Here is a 20,869-nt window from a genome sequence, read left to right as displayed (position 1 = left end):
CCTCTCTTGAGAGCGCGGGCATGTGGAAGGCCTGGGTCGTGCTGTGCGTTGCCGAAGCTGACCTCATGGGCATCACGCCCATCACAACCCCACAGCTGCACGTGGTGCTCTACCTGGCCAACACCTTGGCCGATCTGTTTGAGGTCACCCGCGTGCGAGGACGAGTGCTTAAGCGTGGGTCGCACCCATTCTTCCCCGACGTGCAGCAAGAGATCGATCAGCTGGCCTTCTGCGGCGTCCTGCAGATCGACGAAGTTGACTTCGGTGCCAAGGGGCGGATGTCGGCCCACTATGGGCTGGGCCCAAGGGGCCAACAAATCAGCAAGGCGCTGGTCGCGCACTCCAACGAGGCGGCGCGAACGGCCAAGCTCATGCGGGAACTGGTCTGCGCCTGCTTCGGGCGATTCCTTGACGCAAGCTCTGGGATCGGACCGATTGATGCCAACTATGGCGATATGAAGATCATGGATGGTGAGGTGGTCGACTTTTCGGAATGGAAGAGAGAGAACCGCAACTTGGAGCTCGCACGCCTCCTGATTGATCGTCTGCGTGCGCTGAGGCCAGACGCTCAGCGGGACGGCGTTCGGCTGTATTGCGACTATCTGGATAAGGCCCTGGCTACCGAATGAGCACCATCCCCTCTCAAGCCGTCGGCATGGGTGGCGCTGTGCCTGCCGCCGTTGAAGCCGTGGTCACCGCCGGAACGGCTGTTGCTGTTGCGGATGCCGGCAGCAAAGAAGCATTTCTGGATAGCTGGACGCGCATCCTGGTCGAGCATGCGCGTCACCTACGAGCGAAAGGCGAGGAACTGCCCTCGCCCTTCGTGATCTGCTACGCGTCCGACTGGAGTGATCGAGGCAGCGCCATGGGCTGGACCCGCCGCCGCATGCTCGGCTCTCGTGTGGCAGACCCGCTGGCCGGCCAATTTGCTATCGGCCGGCTTGAGGCGGGAGCGTTCGTTTGCCCAGAGCCAATCGCAAGCTCCAACGATGCCGAGGCGGCAATCGATAAGGCCGGCCTCAACAACCAGCTCACCCTGGCCCTCATGAGCGCGACCGAACTCTGGATTTGGCCTCACGGTCTCGACGCGGAGACCAACCCAAGCCGTCGCACGCTCGACGACGCGAAGGTTGTGATGGATCTGAGTCGCATCGATCAGAGCCTGAACATCTTCTACGAGGAAGTTGCCAGGCAGACCCGGAAATGGTGGGTTGACAGTACCCAACGAATTGTCGTGCCGAGCCCTGAATCCGTTGTCCAGGAAGCGTTGTGGCACTTCTTGCTCGGGTGTTTCGCGGACCGCGCGAACATCCGCCAAGAAGATGTCAGCGGAAATGGTCGAATGGACATCGTCGTGCGCCCACGCAACTCAGTCGACGCAAGCGCTGTCATGGAGTTGAAGACCACCCGCGATTTTGCGACGCCTAAGGCGGGAACGACCAAACCTACGCCCCGCAAGCTGAAGGAGAACCTCGACTGGGCGGTCTCAGGTGTTGCACAGGCCGCCGGCTATCGCGACAAGGAGCAGCTCACAGCCGCCTTCCTCTGCGTTTACGACTTCTGCGCGGGAGAGTTGAAGGAGCTTGAGGATGAGATCACAAAAGCTGCGGCGCCATATGAGGTGATCGCGCGACGATACTGGATCACGAACTCCAACGAGGAGCATCGGAAGAATCGCTATCCCCATGGCGGAGCTCCGCCGCCCTCATCAGGCGCTCCGCCCCCGGCGGCGGCGCCGCCGTAGCTTTCAGTGCCCCAGCTCCACGATGCTCTCTGAGAGCTGATACTCGCCACCCTGCTGGGCACTTGAGCGCATCTGACGAACTTCCTTGGTGGTCACGCGGCCAAAGCCCATGCTGCGAGCAAGCTCGGCGAGGATGGTTGCGACCTCGATTCGCACGTTGGCATAGCGCGAGTCTCCTACGACCATCATGATGCGCCCGTTGGGCACCAAAAGCCGTCGACTTTGCTCCAGGATCCGCTCAAGGTCACGGAAGTAGGCTCCAACCATCTCCGGAATATCCGTTGCCCAAAGTGCTTGGCGTTTCTCACCCAGCGCGGTCAACGTGCGCTTAAGCGTCGCAGACTCGCCCACCGGCCCGTCGTATCCGCGCCGGATCTGTACGTGTGAGCGAAGCGTTTGATTGCGCAGTGCATGGTTGTCGGCGGACGAGCCGATGTAGCCGAGTACCCAGAGTTCAACGTTGTAGATGTCGGTGTAGTCGAACGAGTTCGGATACGGCGGTGAGAAGACGATCAGATCGGCCTCCTCCTGCAGTTGTTCGAGAGCAGAGCGTGAGTCCCCGTTGATCACTGTTACTCGCGACCGAGGGCGGTCCTCAAACCGCAGTACGTCTTCAAAGGATGTGTTGAACTGGCGACCGAAGAACTCATCCAGCCGCTCAGGCGACGGCTGATTCTGCTTCCATGCACCGCGGTAGCGCCGACCCTTGCCATTGACGTAAACGTTGCTGCAGTCCACCAGCACGGCGCCAAGCACAACTCGGAAGAATCTCAGCACATCGGTGTCTTCAATCGACTCGATGCAGGTGAGGTACTGCGCCAGGCGCTCCGCCACATCGCGGGGGAATATCCATCGATCCTTCTCCGGCGCCTCCACAAAAGTCGCTGGAAGATGATCCAGCCGCGCGAGATCAGGCCTCATGCCGGCCAGTTGGGCCTGAAAGTCTGCGGCTGCGGAGCGTAGCTTGTCGGCGGTCAGTGGGCTGACCTTGGCTTTGATGACGTCAGCCAGGAACGGGTTCACTTCCACCGTCGTCGCATCCACCGACAGCAACTGCGACGTGATCGCACTGGTCCCGGACCCTCCGAACGGATCAATCACATGCCTGGGGCGATAGCCGAGGGAGCCTGCAGCTGCGGTGACGAACTCTGGTGAGAACGCTTCCTTGAAGTGGAACCAGCGCTGAAAGGCAGTTTCTTTGCCGTCCTGGTAAGTCGTCAACGCGGCGCCGGTGGCCGTGCCGCGAGCGCTTGGCTGCCCCGCCGACTGTGGGCCAAACCACTGCGGCGCCTGCGCGAAGTGCTCGCGTAGGGTCTGGAGATAGCGCTCGGGTGGATTTCGCATGGCAGGCCTGGATTGTGCGTTCGTACGGACTCTATCCTTAATTCGAAATTATGTACATAATTTGGATATGAATCTGGACGTGATCTCGTTGGAAGGCGCCGCTATGCGCTGGAGAGAGGCCTGCGCGCATCTGTCGCCCGCGACGCAAGCGGCCTACTCTGGCGAGATCAAGCGACTGCTGGAGTACTGCGCAAAGGCCGGTGCAACGGAGCTTGGCGAAGTGACGCGGCAAGATTGGGACAGCTATCTAGCTGCCAGCGTCGGCAACCGCGGCGGGGTGGATTCGCGACGCAGGCCAGCGCTGAAGACCTCCAGCGCACTGCAGGCGGCGCGCATCACGCGAGCCTTCTTTCGATATTGCGCCGGCAGGCGCTGGCTAGCTTGGCAGCCGGAGCCGGGCAGCTATCGAGGCGCACCTCAGTCGCATGAGTCACCCACGATCGCCGCCCCCGACCTTGGGCCGATCTTGACCGGGAGCGGGCAAGACGACGACGAGCACAGAATCCGCATTCGATGCGCGATCGGTCTGGCTTTCTGGGGTGGCCTGCGCCCCAAAGAGATTGCACGGCTGCGGCGAAGTGATCTGTTGATCAATCAGGACGGCTCTGGCGCTCTGCAAGTTGCTTGGCGTGAGCAAGAGGTGTTGCTGCCGCCGTGCCTGGTAGAGCATCTTGAGTGCTACTTCCGGCGCAGACTTCAGCGCGGCAGCGAGGTGTCGGCTGAAGCTGCGCTGATCTGCAGTCTGCGATCGGAAATCGCCATCTCTGCGTCGGCAGCTTGGCGCCTGCTCAAGGCTTGGCCAACACAGAATGCGTCGAGCGACTCACGTCAACTCGGAGGACGCTCCATCCGAGCGGGATTCATTGCCCTGGCGACGCCCGGTGTGAGCGAATCGGTAGGCGCCATCGAGCATCAGCTCGGTCGTCCCCAGAAAACTCGCGGCACCCCGCCTAGCCCCTCACAGAGGGAGCGAATGATCCGGGACTTGCACGCGCAGCTTAGGCTGCAAGGCCAATAGGGGCTCGACACCTCCTTGGCGACGCGTGGCCGTTCTCTGTCATCTAACCAGGCTTGTGCTTGCGTCTATGTCGGAGCGCGTACCCCGCCATCGGCCCAGCAGTTGCCCTAGGCTCCAAATCAGCGAGTGCGTCGGCCTCAACTTTCGTGAGCATGCGTAGCCGCGTCGCCTTCTCAGTCAAGGCCTGGCTGATCATTACGAACTTTCCGGCGGCGACTCTCACTCGTTTCATGAACAACTCCAACCGGGCCGACAAAGCGGCGCGCACGTAACGACATCGGTCATGGAGCGAAAAGTCCAGCCTCTGTGGACGAAGCGGATCGCCAGCGGACTGTCCCACTTCCGTGTGGATTGGAAGCGGGTTGCCTGGGTCTTTCTACTGGCGTGGAGCCTCGCGTCGGCGCGCTGTGTACCGCCCAGGATGGCGGCGATCGCGCGACATCCAGTCCTTGCGGGAGCGCACAATATGGTTTATGCGACCAATCGCAACAGCACCGGAGCATTCTCCTCGTCGGGGATGTCTTCACGGCCGCCGTCGGGCGGCTCTGGCTCCTCATATCGACGCCAGTTGAGGATGACAACAACCGCCTTGGGGCCGGGGTCGTGCGCGAATCGGCGAGCCACGGCTTCGGCGATCGCCTGGGTGTCCTTGCTGGATCGGATGGGGTGGTTTAACGAGACCTCGCACGATCCGAAACCCGTGCCGCGGCTCGCGGAGAACGAGTACGCCACGAAGTACTTAAGATGGCCGATGGGCGCCTCGGGATTGCTCACCCCTTCGGCGGTCGCTCCGGATTCATCCTGGATGGGCGCACTGGGATCGCTTGCTGGCGGCTGAGCAGCTCGCAGGGCGCGAACCTCAGCTTGTCGCAGTTCTTCTGAGGTGTGGTAGCCGAGCGCTCGGGCGAGGCGATCAAGCAGGTGACTCATAGGACGAAGCTCACGAGGGGTTGAGCGATCACGATCGATCGCCGGCATGGCTGCGCGAAGGCGCGGCAGGCGCGCCGATGCGTGCGAGCACGCCCTTCATCAACTGATCTTGAGCCAGTGCCGATGCTTTCGTCGCCGCAACTTCGCGCTCTAGCTCCAGGTTGCGCTGGGACAGCTCTGCGGTTCGCGCAAGAAGACTCTCGTGAGTGCTGGTTGCCAGCGCCGCCTGCGCACGAAGGTCCTCAACGACCTGGGTCTGGGCGCCTACCTGCGCCGCCTGGGCTTTGCAACGACCAGGCTTTCCTGTTTCATCAACCGCTGCACCACCTTCTCGGAGATCGCGACGTCCTGCCGGGTCAGAGAGGCTTGCAGCCTGCGATAGCCGTAGCAGCGATGGTTCGACTCGAAGATGTCGGTAATGGCTTGCCGCACCGAGAGATATTTGTCGCCCACCGCTGTACGGGCCCGATGGTAGAAATAGGAGCTACGCGCAAGATCCAACTGTGCGAGCAGCTCTGGCAACGCATATTGCTCCCTGAGGGCGTCAATCAGCAGTGTCTTCTCCCGGTTGGACAGGAGTTGCAGATCGACGCCCAGGCCTTTTTTAACAGTTCATTGGCCTTGTTCAAGAGGTCCTGCTCAAGCCGCAGTTGCCTGACCTCGAGCCGAAGCAACGCAAGCTGGCGCACGAGTTCCTCCCGCTCTCGCGCCGGCGGAGATTGGTTAGTGTGTTTCATGGATGCGGGTGCTTCACGTCCCAGAAGTTGGTTCTTCCAGTTGTACAACGTTGGCCGGCACACACCGAATTTCTCAGCCACGGCCTGCGCACTTTCCTGCCGAGTGCAAAGCTCCATGACTCCCGCTTGCTTCAAGGTCTCGGAGTAGCTTCGTCGGCCCGCAGTGCCAACGACGGCTCTTCTGATCTCAGGAAGGGCCTCACGAACCCATGTGGTCAGCGTCCCACGACCGGGGTAGCCCAATGCTCTCATGGTGGCAGCAATGCATCGATCGTGAGTGAGGTAGTGCTCGACAGCTGCCGCTTTCTGCGCCTGCGAGAACTTCGGTTCCCGGCCTGCGTAGCACGCTGGCAAATCGAGACGTTGCTCGTACTCTCGGTACCAGCCCTTCAGGGAATTCTTCGTGGGGTAACCCAGCTGTCTGATGGTGGGCCTGACTCGCTTGCCCAGCTTGATGTAGAGCTCGACGGCTCGGATTCTGTCTTCGTAGGAATACATGAACTACCTCCTGGTAGTCCAAGTTTTCGTCCGCATCCCCGGTGGGTCACACGTACGCGGAACTGAACAGCTTGTCGTCCACGACGAGTTGGTCGTCCTCGGTCACGGCAAACTCACTCTCCAGCTCCGATTGGTGACGCTTCAGCGCTTCCCACAACAGACGGTACTCACCGATCACGAATTTGACGGACATATAGATCCCCACGATTACCAGGTCGACGCGGCTGCGGTCCGTCCCCAACTCCTCACGGCGCCAAGATACTTCCTCAGCGGCATTGTCTGCTTGGAAACAAAGAAAATTGATGGCCACCATCCTTGCGCGGTCGACGATCCTGCGTTTGCTCGAACGACTTGGTACGGCGACGATCTCACTCGGTGTCGTGAGCATGCAAACATGCGCGGCGATGACCCGCTATGGCAGGCCAGCGCCCCAAGAATGCGGAGTTGGCTCCATGGACGACACGGGGTGGCGCTCGGGCACCGTCGCGCGAGCTCAAGGCCTAGCGTGCAGCACGCCCACGTCCACGGCGCTGATCAGCACGGCCAATGGCAGACCCGCCGGACCCGCCAGCTGACTCCGTTTTATCCGATCGACTTGCGCGACTAGGTCGAACCGCCTGCGCACGGGCCGCGGCCGTCGGCCGCACCGGGACGGAAACCGGCACCCGCGCCGGCCTCCATGGTTCCACCGCCTCTGTCTGCGCCGCGATCCACAGCCGCAGGTCTTCCGCCCGCCAAGCGGTCACCTTCGACGACAGCTTGACAGGCGCGGGAAAGGAACCCGCCTCGACGCGTCGCCAAAGCGTGGATTTGGAGAAGGGGATGAAAAGAAGCACCTGCGGTTGACGCAGGAAACCCGTGTCCGGGAGGACAGACATCCGTTGAACGTAGGAGGACATGGTGCGACCTTTGCACGGCAAGCGCCGGCGCTGTGGCGACCACTTGTTCGCGTGCGGCGCGGTCTGAAGCACGACACGTTAGGGACGACAAGCTGCACTGCACACCGCCGACGTCCCCTGGGCGGCATGGCATGTAGGAATGGGCCGGTCGGCCGCAGTACGTGACGCGCGACCAGCGTCGCCAGACTTACGTACCTCGCGTACCTCGCGAAGCTCAGGCAGCGGGCGCCTTCCTGAGTCACCGCGCCTCGCAAAAATGCTTTGGGGCTGGAATGCCTGTGAGAGGACCAGCTACCTCTGCCCTTTCGCCGAGGGAAGACCTCGGCGGTGGCCGTTGCCATCCAGGATAGAACGTGAGGAGGAGATGGCAAACGTCCATCCCATCGCGCCACTCCGATTTATCAAAACGTGCGTTCACCTACATTCGTTTGGCGAGGTGACATGGGATGCTCCCTTGAACATTCGACGCCGCGTCGGGATGAGCGATGCTTGTCCGAACCAAGCCTCCCGACGTCGTCCAGCGCTAACAGGCCTCCTCGTCAACTTGCCTCACTCATCGTCTTCAGCGGGGACATCATCGGCGGACACCCGCTCCGCTGCAGCCTTCTCCACCTGCAGTTCGAGCGTTAAGGGGGAGCGGAATCAATGGAGCTCGTGGGGAGGGCCGGACTCAACGGCGCAGAGGGCATATCCGAAGTCGGCGCCCTCGCCAGGCTGCGCCGCACGCGATGCGCACCCGGAGTCGCCACGGCGGTGTTGCGGTGCCAGAAACCCGTGTCTGGACGATCGTCAGGTTCATCGCGAGGTTCACCGCCAGACCCACCGTTAGCGTTCTGATCACCACCGTCGACCTTGTCAACTTCAGCACGATCGCCAAGATCGTCGTGATCGCTAAGTCCGCCGGCCAACTTTTCGCCGCGGTTCTGGGTGGAGGTCCGCGCACTGTCCCCGGCGACAGATTCCGTCCCTGTCGAGCTCTCCCCGGGTACCTCGCCCGCGCCTACCCCATCCAACCCGTCCAGTTCCCCGACCGTGGTCCCCTCCCGCGCCTCGCGAGCGGCCTCGCCTTCGCCCGAGCCGGCGACGCGCGCGCTGCTCGCGCCACGCACCTTGCCGGCCCCGCCCGGGCCATCGATCCCACCCGAGAGCGCGTTCATCCGCCGGCGAAGCGCCGTGGCCAAGCGACGCGCGGTCGTCGCGATATTGCGGATCTGGCGCTTCAACGTAGCTCGTTGGATGTCCAGGGTCTTCGTGGTGATCACCTCGTGGATCTCCAGCGTCTGCAGCAGGGGCATCAACTGGTCGAACTGGTCGAGCACTTCCAGGTAGCGGCGTCCGGCGGACGACAGGATCCCGACTTCGATCTCCAGGGGCTGCGTGTCGTAGCTGGCGAAACTGCTGATGCCGTTCACCTGGAACAGCGCCTCCGCCCCATCGATGGCTTGCCCCAGGGTCTCCTTGGCCGCGTCGATCTCCTTGCGGAGCGTCTCCTCCACGGCCTCGATCTCGCGGTGCTCCAGCCGCGTGCGCGCGATCACCGAGATGAAGTGCGCGTTGAGCTGCAAGGTATTGAACATCCGCACGAACAGCCGCTTGGCCTCCGCGCTCGTGAGGTGGGTGCGCATCTTGAGGCTCGCGGCTTCCACGCGGCGGAAGTCCGCCTTGGCCTCCCGGGCCAGGATGCGTTCGTTCACGCCGCCCTGGTCGGTCTTCACGATCGTGCTGTCGGCCATCGGTGCCTCCATGTGTCGGATCTGGCGGTGATCTTGTGCACCGCCCCACCCCGCCACCACCCGAAATCGCCGAGCTCTCGCGTTGAATTCACCGGCAGCCCGCGCCGTCACCGGCCCCGCAATTGACGTCCCGGCCCGGAGTGTCTAACTTGAATTCAACGGCTGGCCCGCGCCGCTGATAAGCGTCACAAGACGCTCGTCTCCCGGCGCGGACTTTGAGCATGGGGCGGCCCTCCCCGTTCGCTTCCAAGCGATGACCCGGCACACAGGGCCCAGATCGGCGGCTGATGAGACGCACGCATCGACTTTGAGCGCAGCGCAGCGGCTCCGCTTCGGCCATGTTTTCCCGTCGGTAGTTGGCACACCGAAGACAGCGACACCTCGCCGTCCAAAGCCAGCCCGGGTCTCGCGACCCCCTCCTCGCTCGGCGATCGCCGAGACATTCAACCCCGTGGGGCCTGCGCCCCTGAGGGTCGGAGCGCCTCCGTTTTTTCATGGAGGCCGCCATGCGGCAACGCATCTCAACCAACCATCAGCCGTCCCCGACGACCCCACCGTCCCCACCGTCCCTACAGGGCGGCACGGCATATCGTCTGCGCATACACGCCATCCGCCGCGGGCGTTCGATACCTGCCAGGTACCTGGAAGGTGACGATCCAGACGAGCTCGAAGAGCCCAACGAGTTTGCGGGCGATCACCGCCATGGCGGCGCTCAAGGGGGCACCGAGTGGACCGAAGAGGAGATCGTCCTCCTCCACTGGCGCTTGCTGCAGGACGTGCGGCACCTGGCCGACCCGGCTGCGCCACTCGAAGAAAAGCTGTCCACCCTACGGTGGATCTTCACGGAGCCGGACAAGGACACACAGCCTTTCTCCTTCGTGAGCTGCCTGCGCGTGGTCGGGTGCAGCCCGCTGTCACCGATCGCGTTTTGCGGGCGGGTCGACAGCGAGTCCATCCGTGAGCACATCGCCAGCAACGCCCGCCGTTGGCTGACGGAGTCGTTGACGAGGTACCCGGATTGGGTCGCCCACGCGCTGGCCGACAACCCCGCGTGGGTCGAAGCCCAGCTCTCCCGAAACCCGCAATGCATCAATGAACAGGTCAGGGTGATCGCTGCCCAGGGCGACCTGTTCGCCTGAGCAGGCGTGAATACAGACCACGCCCATCGACGCCGAGTTGCTGCCGGTGTGCAGGCGATGGGGCGCAGTTCGATGAGTCCATCGCTGCCCCTCCCAGCCATTTCCGCCCCTCGCGGTCGCACCCTGGCCGACCGCTCTGAGATGCACCTGCGGATCCCGGCAGCGCCCACCCGCTGCCACTAGATCCGCTTTCAACCACCCACACCGTCCCTTCCGAGCGACGGTGCACAGGAGATCCACATGAAGACCTATGTTGCCGTCCTCTCCCTCGTGCTCGGCCTGCTGCTTTCCTACGGCATTGCCTGGCACCTGGACAGCGAAGAACCGGCGGAGCGTCCCTCGCGCCGCCTGCTCAGCCACAAGGGCGACGTGGCCGGCGCTTCGACAGACGCTTCGACAGACGCTTCGACAGACGCGCCGCCACCGGACCGTGAGACCGCGCTAGAAACAACGTTCGAAACCGCGCCGTCGAGCGCACGTGACACCGGCCCCGATCGCGCGCCCGGCCCAGCGTCATCCTCCAGCCCCACGTCGCCCCCCGATTGCAGCGGCTTGAGCTCCCAGCCAACGTGGATCGGTCTGAGCCGCGACCCGAACCAGGGAGATTGCGACGAGTGGCCATCCACCACGGCGTCGCCATCGCGAAACGACCCGACGAGCGAGAGGAAGCACGCCCCGAGGAACGCCCTGAAGGACAACAGGAAGAACGGGCCGCACCACGCGCCGCAGGAGTGAGTCATGACCGATGAGCACTACGCCCTGAGCGTGGATGACGTCAAGACTCGCGCGCACGGCCGCTGGGACGAGATCCTGCGATGCCTCGGCGTGGACGAGCGCATCCTCAGTCGCAAGAACATGCCCTGCCCCTTGTGCGGCGGCACGGACCGGTTCCAGTACACCGATCGCTTCCAGGAAGGCAACTACCACTGCCGCAACCCGGACTGCGGCCCTGGCGGCGGCTTCAAGCTGCTGCAGGCGGCGCTGGGCTGGGACTTCGCCACTACCCTGCGCAAGGTCCATGACTGCGTCGGCGGCGCTCCCAAGCGCTCCGAAGAGCAGCCGGCCGCTGCGCGCATGACGAAGCTGGCGCGACGCATCTGGGACGAGTGCGCCCCCGTGCGTGCCGGAGACGCCGTCGATCGCTACCTGAGCAGCCGCGGTCTGGGGTTGGATGAGTACCCGGGCGTGCTGCGATGCCATCCACGGCTCGGCTATTACGGCCGCGCCGACAGCGGCAGGACGCAGCGGCTCGGCGAGTACGCCGCCATGGTGGCGCGCATCGACGGGCCCGACGGCGAGCTGGTCGCGCTGCACCGCACCTACCTCGACGCCGGGCGGCGCTCAGCGCTGCCCGACGCGAAGAAGGTGTTGTCCACGGGCATCAACGGCGCTGCCATCCGGCTCTTCGCCGGCGGGGAGGTGCTCGCCGTGGCCGAGGGCATCGAGACCGCGCTTGCCGTGCACCTGCTGAAGGACCTGCCCGTCTGGGCGGGCCTCAGCGCGGGCAACCTGGAGCGGCTCTGGCTGCCGACACACGTCCGCCGGGTGCTGATCTTCGGGGACAACGACGCGGATGCCGGGTTTGACGGCGAAGCCAGCGCCTATGCGCTGGCACGCCGGCTGCGCAAGGAGGCGCGCCACGGCCCCACGCGAGACGTTCAGGTCGTGCTCCCGCGCAAGCGCGGTGCGGACTGGGCCGATGTGTGGTGGAGCGTGGTCCGGCAGATGAAGAGTGGCAGATGAAGAGTGGCAGATGAAGAGCGGCAGATAAAAAGCGGCAGATAAAAAGCGGCGGATGAAGAACGAACGTTGAGGAGCGGCGCACGAACCGCCGCATCCGCCAACCGCCGCGGAGGGGCACGCGAGACGCATGCCCCGTGAGCGACGCCGTCAACGCCCCCGCGCTGGCGATGCCGCGAAGGATGAGTCCGGTCACAAGCCGCGACTCGCCTTGTCGATGAGCGCCCTGAGACCGGCCCGCCGCGCCGGCGGGCACCGCGCTCAACGCGTTCAACGCGCTCATCGACAAGGCGAGCCCCAGATGTTTTCAGGCATTCCTGCCTTCCCCTGGTCGCTGTCACACCAGGCCGGCCACGTCGTGCGCCGGCGAAGACAGCATCGAAAGGAGGCGCGACTCGTTCGCGCCATATACGCCAGCGGCCAAGGCCGCGGATTTTCACCACCCCTGGGGCGCTGTCCCCACGGGGGATGTCGCGTCCCGCACCACTGTCGATTGGAGACTCTCATGCGTAACGGACGAAGCCTGGTCGCCTTGGCCAGCGAACTGGAGCGGCAGCTTTCGAGCAAGCGCGACCTGGTGCTGCATCCCTCCCTGATGCGCCACGAGACCCGGGAAGCCGGGGACACCCATCTGATCATCGATCACCCGGGAGGCGGCGATTTCGCCGTGACCGAGCTCGCGCGCCGGCAACTCGCGGCCAAGCTCAACATCCCTTTCGCCTACTTCGAGCGCATGCGTTCGGAGCAGCCGCAACTGCTGGACCGCAACGTCAACACCTGGCTGCAGTGCGACGAGGGACACAAGATGGTGCGAACGCTCGACGGCCAAGCGCGTGCCGTGCTGTCCGACCGCTACCGGCGCCTGGACAACCACGACCTGGCCAACGCGGTGATCCCCATCCTGATGACGCTGCCCGACGTGCGGTTCGAGTCCATGGAGCTCACGGACACCAAGATGTACCTCAAGGTGGTGGTGCCGCCGCTGGCCTACACGATGACCGCCGGCGACATCGTCCAGGCAGGCCTCGTGATTTCGAACTCCGAGGTCGGCCAGGGCACCTTGTCGGTCCAGCCGCTGATGTACCGTGTGCTGTGCAGCAACGGACTCATCGTGCCCGAGCGCGCGCTGCGCAAGGCGCACGTGGGCCGCGCATTGGGCGGCGCACTGGGCAGCGACGACGACGCCCTGCGGATCTTCCAGGAGGAGACGCTGCGCGCTGACGACCGCGCGTTCTTCCTGAAGGTCCGGGATGTCGTGCAGGCCACCGTGTCGGAGAAGACCTTCCTCGAAGGCGCGCACAAGCTGCAGCGCACGATGGGCGTGCGCCTCACGGGCGACCCGGTCAAGACCGTGGAGGTGCTCGCCGACCGGTTCGATCTGAGCGACGGCGAACGCTCGGGCGTGCTGCGCCACCTGATCAGCGGGGGCGACCTGAGCGGCTACGGCCTGGTCAACGCCGTCACGCACTTCAGCCAGGAGGTCGACGACTACGACCGCGCCACCGAGTTCGAAGCGCTTGGCGGCAAGCTGGTCGAGCTAAACCACCGCGACTGGACCACCCTCGCCACGGCCGCCTGAGGGCCGTCCTTCGCTCCCCACCCCAGGCCACATCGGCCCGGGGTGCGGGGCCCCTTCCCGCACGAATCTGTCCAACGAAATGCGCCGACGCACGCCAGCCGATACCTCATGGAACGGCGGGTGGGTCCGCACAAGTGACGCTCGCAACATAGTCGCGATGTTGCGCGCGGGCCGCTCGAGACAGCTCGGCAAGGTCTGCCAGCTCCTCGGCGTCGACGTAGGCGCCCCGCCGCAACTTCGCGTAGATCGTTCGGTATGCCGCAAAGAACTTCTCCTCCGCGCGCTGCCACTCCTGGATGAGGTCGACTGCCGGCATGGCACTCCCCCGATGCGTGGACATGCTGATCACGATGCTCGCGGGCCGGTACACAAACGCGCACCCGCTCAGGATCAACGATGCTGCGCGCTCTAAGCGCCCCTTGCAAGCGTCCCTGTCGCTGCAATCACAGATGCACTGAGCTACGAAGGCACGGAGACTTCCGTGGCAGACACTCGGGCGCGACGTGCCGCGGCGAATCAGCGCCCATGTCAGCGGCGGCCAATATCCGATATCCGATTTCCGATTTCCAATTTCGGATTTCCGATTTCCGATTTCGGATTTCCGATTGCCAACTGCCCATTGCCTATTGCCAATTGCCAATTGCCCGCGCGCTCCTGGTGCGGACCTCGCCTGCTGAGGTGTGCCGCAGTCAGTCGCCCGAAGCACGCCCGGGGAGCAGTCGCCAGAACCTGCGGATCTGCACGACCCCCTCGATGCGCCCCATGATGCGTAGGCCGTGCGCGAGGATCTCCTCGGCGTCGCGGAAGACCGCGGGCTCGTAACGCGGGTTGGCGCAACTCACGACCAGCCCCTTACCCACCGTGTACTCGAGGCGCCGTACCAGTTCCTGCGCGTCGCAGGTGACCAGGTAGGTGCCATGCCCATCGAAGTTGCGGACGGTGGCATTGATGAAGATGGTGTCGCCGTCGGCGATCTCCGGCTCCATCTCGTCCCCACGCATGCGCCGCGCGCGGCAACCGTACATCTCCCGCCCGACGTTGCTGAACACCGCCTCCAGCCACGCGTCGTTTTCCGATAGCAGCGTGCCAGGCGTACGGGAAGCCTCATCCGCAGCGACTGCCCCGTCGGTACCGCTCGCGCCTGTAGTGGCCAAAGCGGGCGAAACGGCCGAAGCGCCAGTCGTGGAGCCACCGTCCTGAGCAGCGAGGGCGACGGCGTCGCGGGGAACAGTGGGCGCCCCGGCCGCTCGTGCGACGCCGGACGTCCTCGCAGCGCCCACGGCCTCCCGCAGCGAGCGCTTGTCATCCGTCAAGCCCAGCAGCCATTGGGCGTCCGCGTCGACGCCCTCGCACAGCATGCGAAACGACGTCAGGTCGGGAAGCCCTGGCGACGCGTCATCGATCCAGCGGCGAGTCGTCTGATACGCCCGCCCAGTGATCCCGGCGAGGTGCAAGGCCTGCGCATGCCCGGCCGGTACCCTCGCATCGCTCAACCGCTCCAACAGGCGCGCTCGCAACACCATCGCCAGCGCGTCTGAGGAGGAGGAAGAGGAGGAGGAGGAGGTCGATGTCGACGCCTCGGCGACAGACGCGCGGAGAGCGGCCATTGCGTCTGGCGCGGCCGGGGCCGGCGTCACAACCGACGCGGCCTCCGACGCACGCGTCCTTTTTGACACCGGACTGCGCTGCCGAGCGGTCTTCGTCATGTCCGACTTCACCCTTCGTGTGGACCTCACGCCCATGAGAGGCGCTTGGCAGTGACCGTGGGCGACTCGCGCCACCCTAGGCTCGTGACGCCACCCCGAAACACCCGGCGACCCGTTGCCTTCGGGCCGCATACCGGGCGCACTGGAGCAACTTCTCTTGGATTTCTCGATTTCGAGAGCATAGACTACTCCGGCAACTTGAGCTCCGTCACGCGCCGTTCGCCGCCGAGAACCACGTGGACACCAAGGGCTTCAACGGGCTGATGGTCGATCTCCGGCGGTTCACTGTGCCTCAAGAGGCCACACCGAGGAAGCGTCCCATGGCTGCCATCCAGTTCTCCGATCTCGAACTGTTCAACCTCACGCTGCTGCTGGCGATGCGCGACAGCGTGGCGCGCGACGTGATGACAGCGTGCGCGCAGTTCGGACTGCGCGAGGAGGACGCACGGTACCTGGCCGCCCTGACCACCACGCAGATCCTCGCGGTCGTGGCCAACGTGGGACCGCAAGCGCTTTTCACCCCGCGCGCCGATCTCTTTTCGGTGATGCGGTGTCCACTGCCGTTGGCCGCACCCCTTGTCGCGGTGCATCCGCCGATGCCCGTTCACCCGCGGATCGGCGCGGGAGCGTTCACGGATGCCCGGGGGGCCCGGGCGGGCCAGGCGATCGCACCGCTCGGACAACGTTAGCCCCTACGCCCGTGAGGAACCGCCATGTCGGACTACCCGTTTGAGCGACACCTCGATCATTTGGCACTGGCCCGCGACTGCGCGGCACTGGGCGCGCGGCTGCGCACGATCGAGATCCTCACGGGACTGAGCCCCAGAACCATCGTCTGCCTGCTGCGCGCCGATCGCCGCATTCCCATCCGTGGCCGGCCGCCCAATACGCCGGAGTGGTACCACAGCGGCACCCTGCTGGACCGCAGCGAGGCATCGATCTTCGTGAGCGGCTATCGCCGACTACGGGACCTGGGCTTCCAAGCTGCGCCCGCCCTGCCCGGCGCTTTCCGGCATTACCTGGCGGTGTGCCGGAGTCATCCGCGGATCAGCTTCGACCGGGCATTCGACCTGGCCCGGCAGCTCGACGGCATCTGGGAGGTGGCCGAACCCGGTTTGGCCCTGCACACCTGCGGCTCGTGCAGCAGTCGCTACCTGACCGTCGTCGGCGCGGCCTCGCGCAGCGGCAGCGACTGCCCCTTTTGCAAACTCAAGGCGCGCTACTTCCACGATCCGCGGGTGCAGGTCCATTTTCCCAGCGCGCCCCTGCCCGATCTGTCGTGTCTGGAGTGGAGCCTGATCCTGCGGACCCGATTGGACGAGCAGGCCGCGTGAACCACAACCATGGCGAGCGCAGCGCACCCGTCGCCGCTGATTCAACCCTAGGTCAGCGACGGCACAACGGTCTAGCCCCCTTTCTCCGCTCGATGCGATGTCCTACTCAACGTCTGGTTCCGCGTCTAACGCAGGGTCTAACGCAGGGTCCAACGCCGTGTCCACCTCCATGTCTGACTCCACGTCCGACTCGATGTTCGACTCGATACCCGCTTCGATGTCCAGCGCGGCATCCGTCGTCTATCCGCGACCGATTCCGAGCTTCTCCGCGGTGAGCCTCGAAGCGCTCCTGGACCCGCATGTCGATCTGATCCGGCGCATCAAGATGTGCTTTGGCGCCGATCGAGCGACCTTCGAGCGGGACGTCCTGACGCTCGTGCGGCGCTACGCGGCATTCGTGCATCTGCTGCCCGCCACCGCCAACAACTATTTCGACATGCCGGGCGGATTGCTGCAGCTGGGCTTGGAGACCGCGTTCTTCGCGTTGCAGGGAACGGACGCCCACATCTTCTCCGGTCGGTCCACGATCACGACAAGGCGGCACCTGGAACCCCGGTGGCGGCTCGCGACCTTCATCGGCGGACTGTGCGGCGAGATCCACCGCACCGTCGGCCGCGTGACCGCGACGGATGAGCGGGGCTGCGAGTGGCCGGCCTACATGGTGGGCCTGCTGCCGTGGATGCAACACGGCGAGATAGCCCGCTACCTGTTGAAGTGGCGCCCGGACGCGCCGGCGAATCCCGTGTTGTCGCTGTTCGTCCTGCCCCACATCGTGCCCGCGGCGACGCTGCAGCATCTGGACGAGGGCAACTCGGTCATCGTGCCGCATCTGATGGCGAGCCTGTCGTCGACGCTCCCTCACGACAACAACATCCTGGATCAGCTGGTGCGCCGGTCGGCCGCGCTCGTGATCGACCGCTTTTTGCGGACCAGCGCAGAGCGCGACGGACAACCGCGCCTCGGCGACCATCTCGAGCGCTACCTGATCGCCGCGCTGCGACGCCTGATCGCCACGGACCCGGCCTGGCAGCCCAATGCGGAGCGTTCCCGGGTCTGGTTCGGCGCCGACGGGCTCTTCATCGTCTGGCCCCAGGCCGCCGCGGACGTGCGCAAACTGCTTGAGGCGGACCAGTTGGTCGGCATGCCTCGATCAGCCGAGACGATGCAGGAGATCCTGATGCGCGCCGGAGTGCTGCAAGCGCGCAGCGACGGCGGGGGCCTGTGGACGATCAATCCGCCGACATCGAGGGCCGCCGTGGAGGCAGTGAAGTTCAGCGCGGCGGAGCTGCTGCTTGACGGGCTCGCTCCCAGGCCGAGCAGATTGCCGACAGCCCTCTGCGTTCAAACGGTCGTCACCGCTCGCGTCGCGCGACCCGACGCCGCTGCGGCACGCCCTGGCTCTCCGCTCCAGCCCGGCGCACCCCTCGACTCGCCGCTGCACTCGCCGCTGGACTCGCCATCGACCGCATCATCAAATTCCCCGCTCCAAACGTCGTTCCCTCCCCCGTCCCTTCCCCCGTCCTATCCGCCGTCCTATCCCCCATCGCAACTGGAACTCCCGCTCACGCTGGGCCGGGAATCTCAGAGCGTCGGCGCGGCCCCAAGCCACCCGCGGTCTCCTCCTGTTGCGGTGCCTCCTTCGCCGCCGACTCCGGCCCCGGCCCGGTCACCGTTGCAAGCGCCATCTCCGCGGCCCATCGCGAAGGAACTTGTGCTGAAAGCGCCGATGCGCCTGGCCCCGGCCGTCCGCGAGGTCGTTGACTCCCTGCTCGCCGCGCTGAGCTCACGGCTCGCGCACGGAACGGATGAAACGGACCGAACGGACGGAACGGACCGAACGGACCGAATGGACGGGACAGTCCAAGTCGTCGACACGGGTCTGTTCATCGCGTTGGACGCGCTGGCTGCGCGCGGTGTCCCGGCCCCCGTCGCCCTGCGCGCCCTGGGCGATGCGGGCATGCTCCATGCGGGCCAGACGTCCACTGGCCCCACGGTGCTCCTGCGCGTTGGCGATCAAGAGATCCGCGGGCTCGTGATCGCCCGGTCATTCCTCGACGGCCTGCCGCACGCTCGGGGCGGCGAGGAGTCGACCAATCGGACCGGCCATACAGTGGATGCCGGCTTGGACGACAGGAACGACGAGGTGACCCAGAGTGTCCAGGTCACCCATGTCGCCCAGGTCGCCCAGGTCGCCCATGTCGCCCAGGACGTTCGAACCGGACATATCGGCCAAACCGCCCCAAACACCCAGAGCAACCAGATCGACGGCGTCAATGCGATGGAGGAGGCCGAGCGTTCGGACGCCGTGGACGTGACAGCGGTGTCGGACATGTCAAACGCCTCGTACGGCCGGCTCTGGAACGCCAACCCCAACGAGGCGGACTGAGATGTTGGCGCGTCGCTACGAGATGCCCTGGCGGCGCGCCTATGAAGGCTATGCCGCGCTGGTGTGGACGCTTGCGTTCGTGCTCATCCTCATCCAGACCGCCTCCGGGCGGCTCCCCGGCCTCCTGGCCGCCCCGATGGGTCTGGGCTGCCTGTGCGCCGCGTGGCTCAGGGGCACGCAGGCACTGCGCATGCTGGTCGTGCGCGCGTGCCTGACCGGGCGCGCCATGCAGGTCATCGGCCCTCGCGAGGTGGAGCGGGTCACCGGTGACCTCAAGAGCGTCTATCTGGGCCAGGGGTTTGAGTGGCAGCCCGTCCATTCCCAGCGCCTGTACGAGCTCGCCAAGATCGACTACCGGGACCATCTGGTGTCGCCGGTGCTGCTCACCCTCCTCGGATACCGCGCCGACCCGCAACCCGACGCGGAGATCGGCCTGCCCTACATCCACGGCGTCGAACCGCAGGAAGCGGCCGTGTCCCGCCCCTTGCAGAACTTCGAAGGCGGCACGCTGCTCGTCGGCACGACCCAGTCCGGCAAGGGTGTCGCGCTCGCCACGCTCATCACCCAGGCGGTTCGCCGAGGCGACGTCGTCATCGTGATCGACCCCAAGAACAGCCACCGGCTGCGTCGTGTCGTCCAGTGGGCATGCGAGCGTTACCGCGACCCCGACACCTTCCTGGAGTTCCATCCCGCCTTTCCGGAAAAAGGCGTGCGGCTGGACTTCACCTTCAATTGGCAAAAACCCACCGAAGTGTCCTCACGGATCCAGGCCATCATGCCGCCCGACACGGCTGGCGCGTTCAGCGCCTTCGGCTGGGACGCCGTCAACGTCGTCGTGCAAGGCCTCGTGGAACTGGAGGAGCGGCCCAACCTGCTGCGGCTCACCCGCTACATCGAAGGAGGCATCGAACCCATCTTGCTGGCCACCCTGCGCCGGCACTACGCCACGCTGCTGGGCGCAGGCTGGCGTGAGACGCCCGACATGCGTCGACTGCTGCAGGAACCTCAGCGCACCGGCCAGCGCCGGCCGTCCGAGGCCACGACCGCGGAGCTGATGGCACTCGTGTCCTTCTATGAACTGCACGTGCCCGAGGCCCAGCGCACCAAGACCATCGACGCGCAGGTGCGCACCTTTCGCCACGACCGCGAGCACTACCAGAAGATCACCGCGAACCTGCTGCCGGTGCTGTCCATGCTCACCTCGGGCGACCTCGGGCGCACGCTCTCGCCCGACCCGTTCGACGCCGCGGACACGCGCCCCATCATGAACCTGGAGAAGATCGAGCAGGCCGGGCACGTGCTTTACCTGTGCGTGGACGCCCTGCCCGACCCGTCGGTCGCCTCCGCCATCGGCGCCCTGGCGCTGGCGGACCTGGCGGCGCGCGCGGGCATGCGCTACAACCTCGGCGCCCACCGGCGCATCGCGCTGTTCGTCGACGAAGTCTCCAACGTCATCAACCTGCCCCTCATCGAGATCCTCAACAAGGGGGCCGAGGGCGGCATCCACACGACCTGCGCGATGCAGACGCTGGCCGATCTCGCGCGCCGCCTGGGCAGCCAGGACGCCGCGCGCATGGTGCTGGGCAACCTGAACAACCTCATCGCGCTGCGAACCAAGGATGGCCCGACGCAGGAGTTCGTCGTCGAGACCTTCGGCCGCACGGCCATCCATTCAGTGCGCGTGGGCATGAGTCATGGCGCCGACGTGCACCTGGGCGACTTCTCGTCGACGTACTCCACGCAACTCGCCGAGAGCTTCGAAGAAGCGGTGCCCGCCGACATCCTGGGCAAGCTGCCCAACCTGCACTACTTCGCCTCCATCTCGGGAGGCCGCAGGATCAAGGGCAGATTCCAGATCATCGACCCGGACCTCGAGGGGAGCCATGCGCCCAAGCCGTGATATCGCTCGCGGCGCGGCACACACAGAGCAGCGCCCGACCAACGCCCGACCAGCGCCCGAGTAGCGCCTGAGTAGTACCGAAGTAGCGCCCATGTAGCGCCCGTGTACGTGCCCGTGTACGTGCCCATGTACGCGCCCGTGTACGCGCCCGTGTACGCGCCCGACCACCGCCCCCGTCGAAA

At 65.3% G+C, this 20,869-nt stretch carries 18 protein-coding genes and 1 pseudogene; 11 read left to right on the top strand and 8 right to left on the bottom strand.

Annotation, left to right across the window (positions count from 1 at the left end):
• The first annotated feature begins 20 nt into the window (after positions 1-20).
• Together ACQ859_RS16370 and ACQ859_RS16365 are read left to right on the top strand one after the other, a co-directional pair.
• Positions 21-629, top strand: a complete 609-nt coding sequence (locus ACQ859_RS16370; RefSeq protein WP_431261833.1) for a hypothetical protein — start codon at positions 21-23, stop codon at positions 627-629.
• Complete coding sequence (locus ACQ859_RS16365; protein WP_431261832.1) at positions 626-1,744, top strand: hypothetical protein; 1,119 nt, start codon at positions 626-628, stop codon at positions 1,742-1,744. The genes ACQ859_RS16370 and ACQ859_RS16365 overlap by 4 nt, the downstream gene beginning before the upstream one ends.
• A gap of 3 nt (positions 1,745-1,747) precedes the next feature.
• On the opposite strand, the gene ACQ859_RS16360 is transcribed toward ACQ859_RS16365, so the two are convergent.
• Positions 1,748-3,088 carry an SAM-dependent methyltransferase gene (locus ACQ859_RS16360; protein WP_431261831.1) on the bottom strand — a complete coding sequence of 447 codons (1,341 nt, stop codon included), beginning with the start codon at positions 3,086-3,088 and terminating at the stop codon, positions 1,748-1,750.
• Between the two features lie 67 nt (positions 3,089-3,155).
• Between ACQ859_RS16360 and ACQ859_RS16355 the strand changes: the two genes are divergently transcribed.
• Entirely contained in the window at positions 3,156-4,106 is a 951-nt protein-coding gene (locus ACQ859_RS16355) for a tyrosine-type recombinase/integrase (protein WP_431261830.1), read from the top strand.
• A 471-nt stretch (positions 4,107-4,577) separates the two neighbouring features.
• Here the strand turns inward: ACQ859_RS16355 and ACQ859_RS16350 are convergent, their stop codons facing one another.
• From ACQ859_RS16350 to ACQ859_RS16330, 5 genes and pseudogenes are all read right to left on the bottom strand, one after another.
• Complete coding sequence (locus ACQ859_RS16350; RefSeq protein ID WP_431261829.1) at positions 4,578-5,036, bottom strand: hypothetical protein; 459 nt, start codon at positions 5,034-5,036, stop codon at positions 4,578-4,580.
• Positions 5,037-5,303: 267 nt separating this feature from the next.
• Positions 5,304-6,271, bottom strand: a pseudogene (locus ACQ859_RS16345) (IS3 family transposase); the annotation flags it as partial.
• A gap of 46 nt (positions 6,272-6,317) precedes the next feature.
• The gene (locus tag ACQ859_RS16340; RefSeq protein WP_431261828.1) at positions 6,318-6,659 is read right to left on the bottom strand and encodes a hypothetical protein; all 342 of its coding nucleotides are present in this window, start codon (positions 6,657-6,659) and stop codon (positions 6,318-6,320) included.
• A 112-nt stretch (positions 6,660-6,771) separates the two neighbouring features.
• Complete coding sequence (locus ACQ859_RS16335) at positions 6,772-7,149, bottom strand: helix-turn-helix transcriptional regulator (protein ID WP_431266574.1); 378 nt, start codon at positions 7,147-7,149, stop codon at positions 6,772-6,774.
• A 647-nt stretch (positions 7,150-7,796) separates the two neighbouring features.
• Positions 7,797-8,903, bottom strand: a complete 1,107-nt coding sequence (locus tag ACQ859_RS16330) for a DUF1845 domain-containing protein (protein WP_431261827.1) — start codon at positions 8,901-8,903, stop codon at positions 7,797-7,799.
• 506 nt (positions 8,904-9,409) lie between these two features.
• On the opposite strand from ACQ859_RS16330, the gene ACQ859_RS16325 reads away from it, so the two are divergent.
• The 4 genes from ACQ859_RS16325 to ACQ859_RS16310 all read left to right on the top strand — a co-directional run bounded on the left by ACQ859_RS16325 (position 9,410) and on the right by ACQ859_RS16310 (position 13,361).
• Positions 9,410-10,042, top strand: a complete 633-nt coding sequence (locus ACQ859_RS16325; protein ID WP_431261826.1) for a hypothetical protein — start codon at positions 9,410-9,412, stop codon at positions 10,040-10,042.
• Between the two features lie 240 nt (positions 10,043-10,282).
• Positions 10,283-10,777, top strand: coding sequence for a hypothetical protein (locus tag ACQ859_RS16320; protein WP_431261825.1), 495 nt, complete (start codon positions 10,283-10,285; stop codon positions 10,775-10,777).
• 3 nt (positions 10,778-10,780) lie between these two features.
• Positions 10,781-11,785, top strand: coding sequence for a DUF7146 domain-containing protein (locus tag ACQ859_RS16315; RefSeq protein WP_431261824.1), 1,005 nt, complete (start codon positions 10,781-10,783; stop codon positions 11,783-11,785).
• Between the two features lie 502 nt (positions 11,786-12,287).
• A complete protein-coding gene (locus tag ACQ859_RS16310) occupies positions 12,288-13,361 on the top strand; it encodes a DUF932 domain-containing protein (protein WP_431261823.1) in 1,074 nt (357 codons plus the stop codon).
• Positions 13,362-13,467: 106 nt separating this feature from the next.
• On the opposite strand, the gene ACQ859_RS16305 is transcribed toward ACQ859_RS16310, so the two are convergent.
• Together ACQ859_RS16305 and ACQ859_RS16300 are read right to left on the bottom strand one after the other, a co-directional pair.
• Positions 13,468-13,677, bottom strand: coding sequence for a hypothetical protein (locus ACQ859_RS16305; protein WP_431261822.1), 210 nt, complete (start codon positions 13,675-13,677; stop codon positions 13,468-13,470).
• A gap of 373 nt (positions 13,678-14,050) precedes the next feature.
• Complete coding sequence (locus tag ACQ859_RS16300) at positions 14,051-14,968, bottom strand: S24 family peptidase (RefSeq protein ID WP_431261821.1); 918 nt, start codon at positions 14,966-14,968, stop codon at positions 14,051-14,053.
• A gap of 419 nt (positions 14,969-15,387) precedes the next feature.
• Here ACQ859_RS16300 and ACQ859_RS16295 point away from each other — a divergent pair, with 419 nt between their 5' ends.
• The 4 genes from ACQ859_RS16295 (at position 15,388) to traD (ending at position 20,687) form a co-directional block, all read left to right on the top strand.
• Positions 15,388-15,756 carry a hypothetical protein gene (locus ACQ859_RS16295; RefSeq protein WP_431261820.1) on the top strand — a complete coding sequence of 123 codons (369 nt, stop codon included), beginning with the start codon at positions 15,388-15,390 and terminating at the stop codon, positions 15,754-15,756.
• Positions 15,757-15,780: 24 nt separating this feature from the next.
• Positions 15,781-16,401, top strand: coding sequence for a FlhC family transcriptional regulator (locus ACQ859_RS16290; RefSeq protein ID WP_431261819.1), 621 nt, complete (start codon positions 15,781-15,783; stop codon positions 16,399-16,401).
• 157 nt (positions 16,402-16,558) lie between these two features.
• Positions 16,559-18,787, top strand: a complete 2,229-nt coding sequence (gene mobH / locus ACQ859_RS16285) for a MobH family relaxase (protein ID WP_431261818.1) — start codon at positions 16,559-16,561, stop codon at positions 18,785-18,787.
• Between the two features lies 1 nt (position 18,788).
• The gene (gene traD, locus ACQ859_RS16280) at positions 18,789-20,687 is read left to right on the top strand and encodes a conjugative transfer system coupling protein TraD (protein WP_431261817.1); all 1,899 of its coding nucleotides are present in this window, start codon (positions 18,789-18,791) and stop codon (positions 20,685-20,687) included.
• The last annotated feature ends 182 nt before the right edge of the window (positions 20,688-20,869 follow it).

Origin of the sequence: Roseateles chitinivorans, from assembly GCF_050632235.1 — a bacterium.
GTDB classification, from domain to species: domain Bacteria; phylum Pseudomonadota; class Gammaproteobacteria; order Burkholderiales; family Burkholderiaceae_C; genus Roseateles; species Roseateles chitinivorans_A.
Note: the sequence above shows the minus strand (reverse complement) of the source record. Positions and strands in the feature narration are given on the sequence as shown.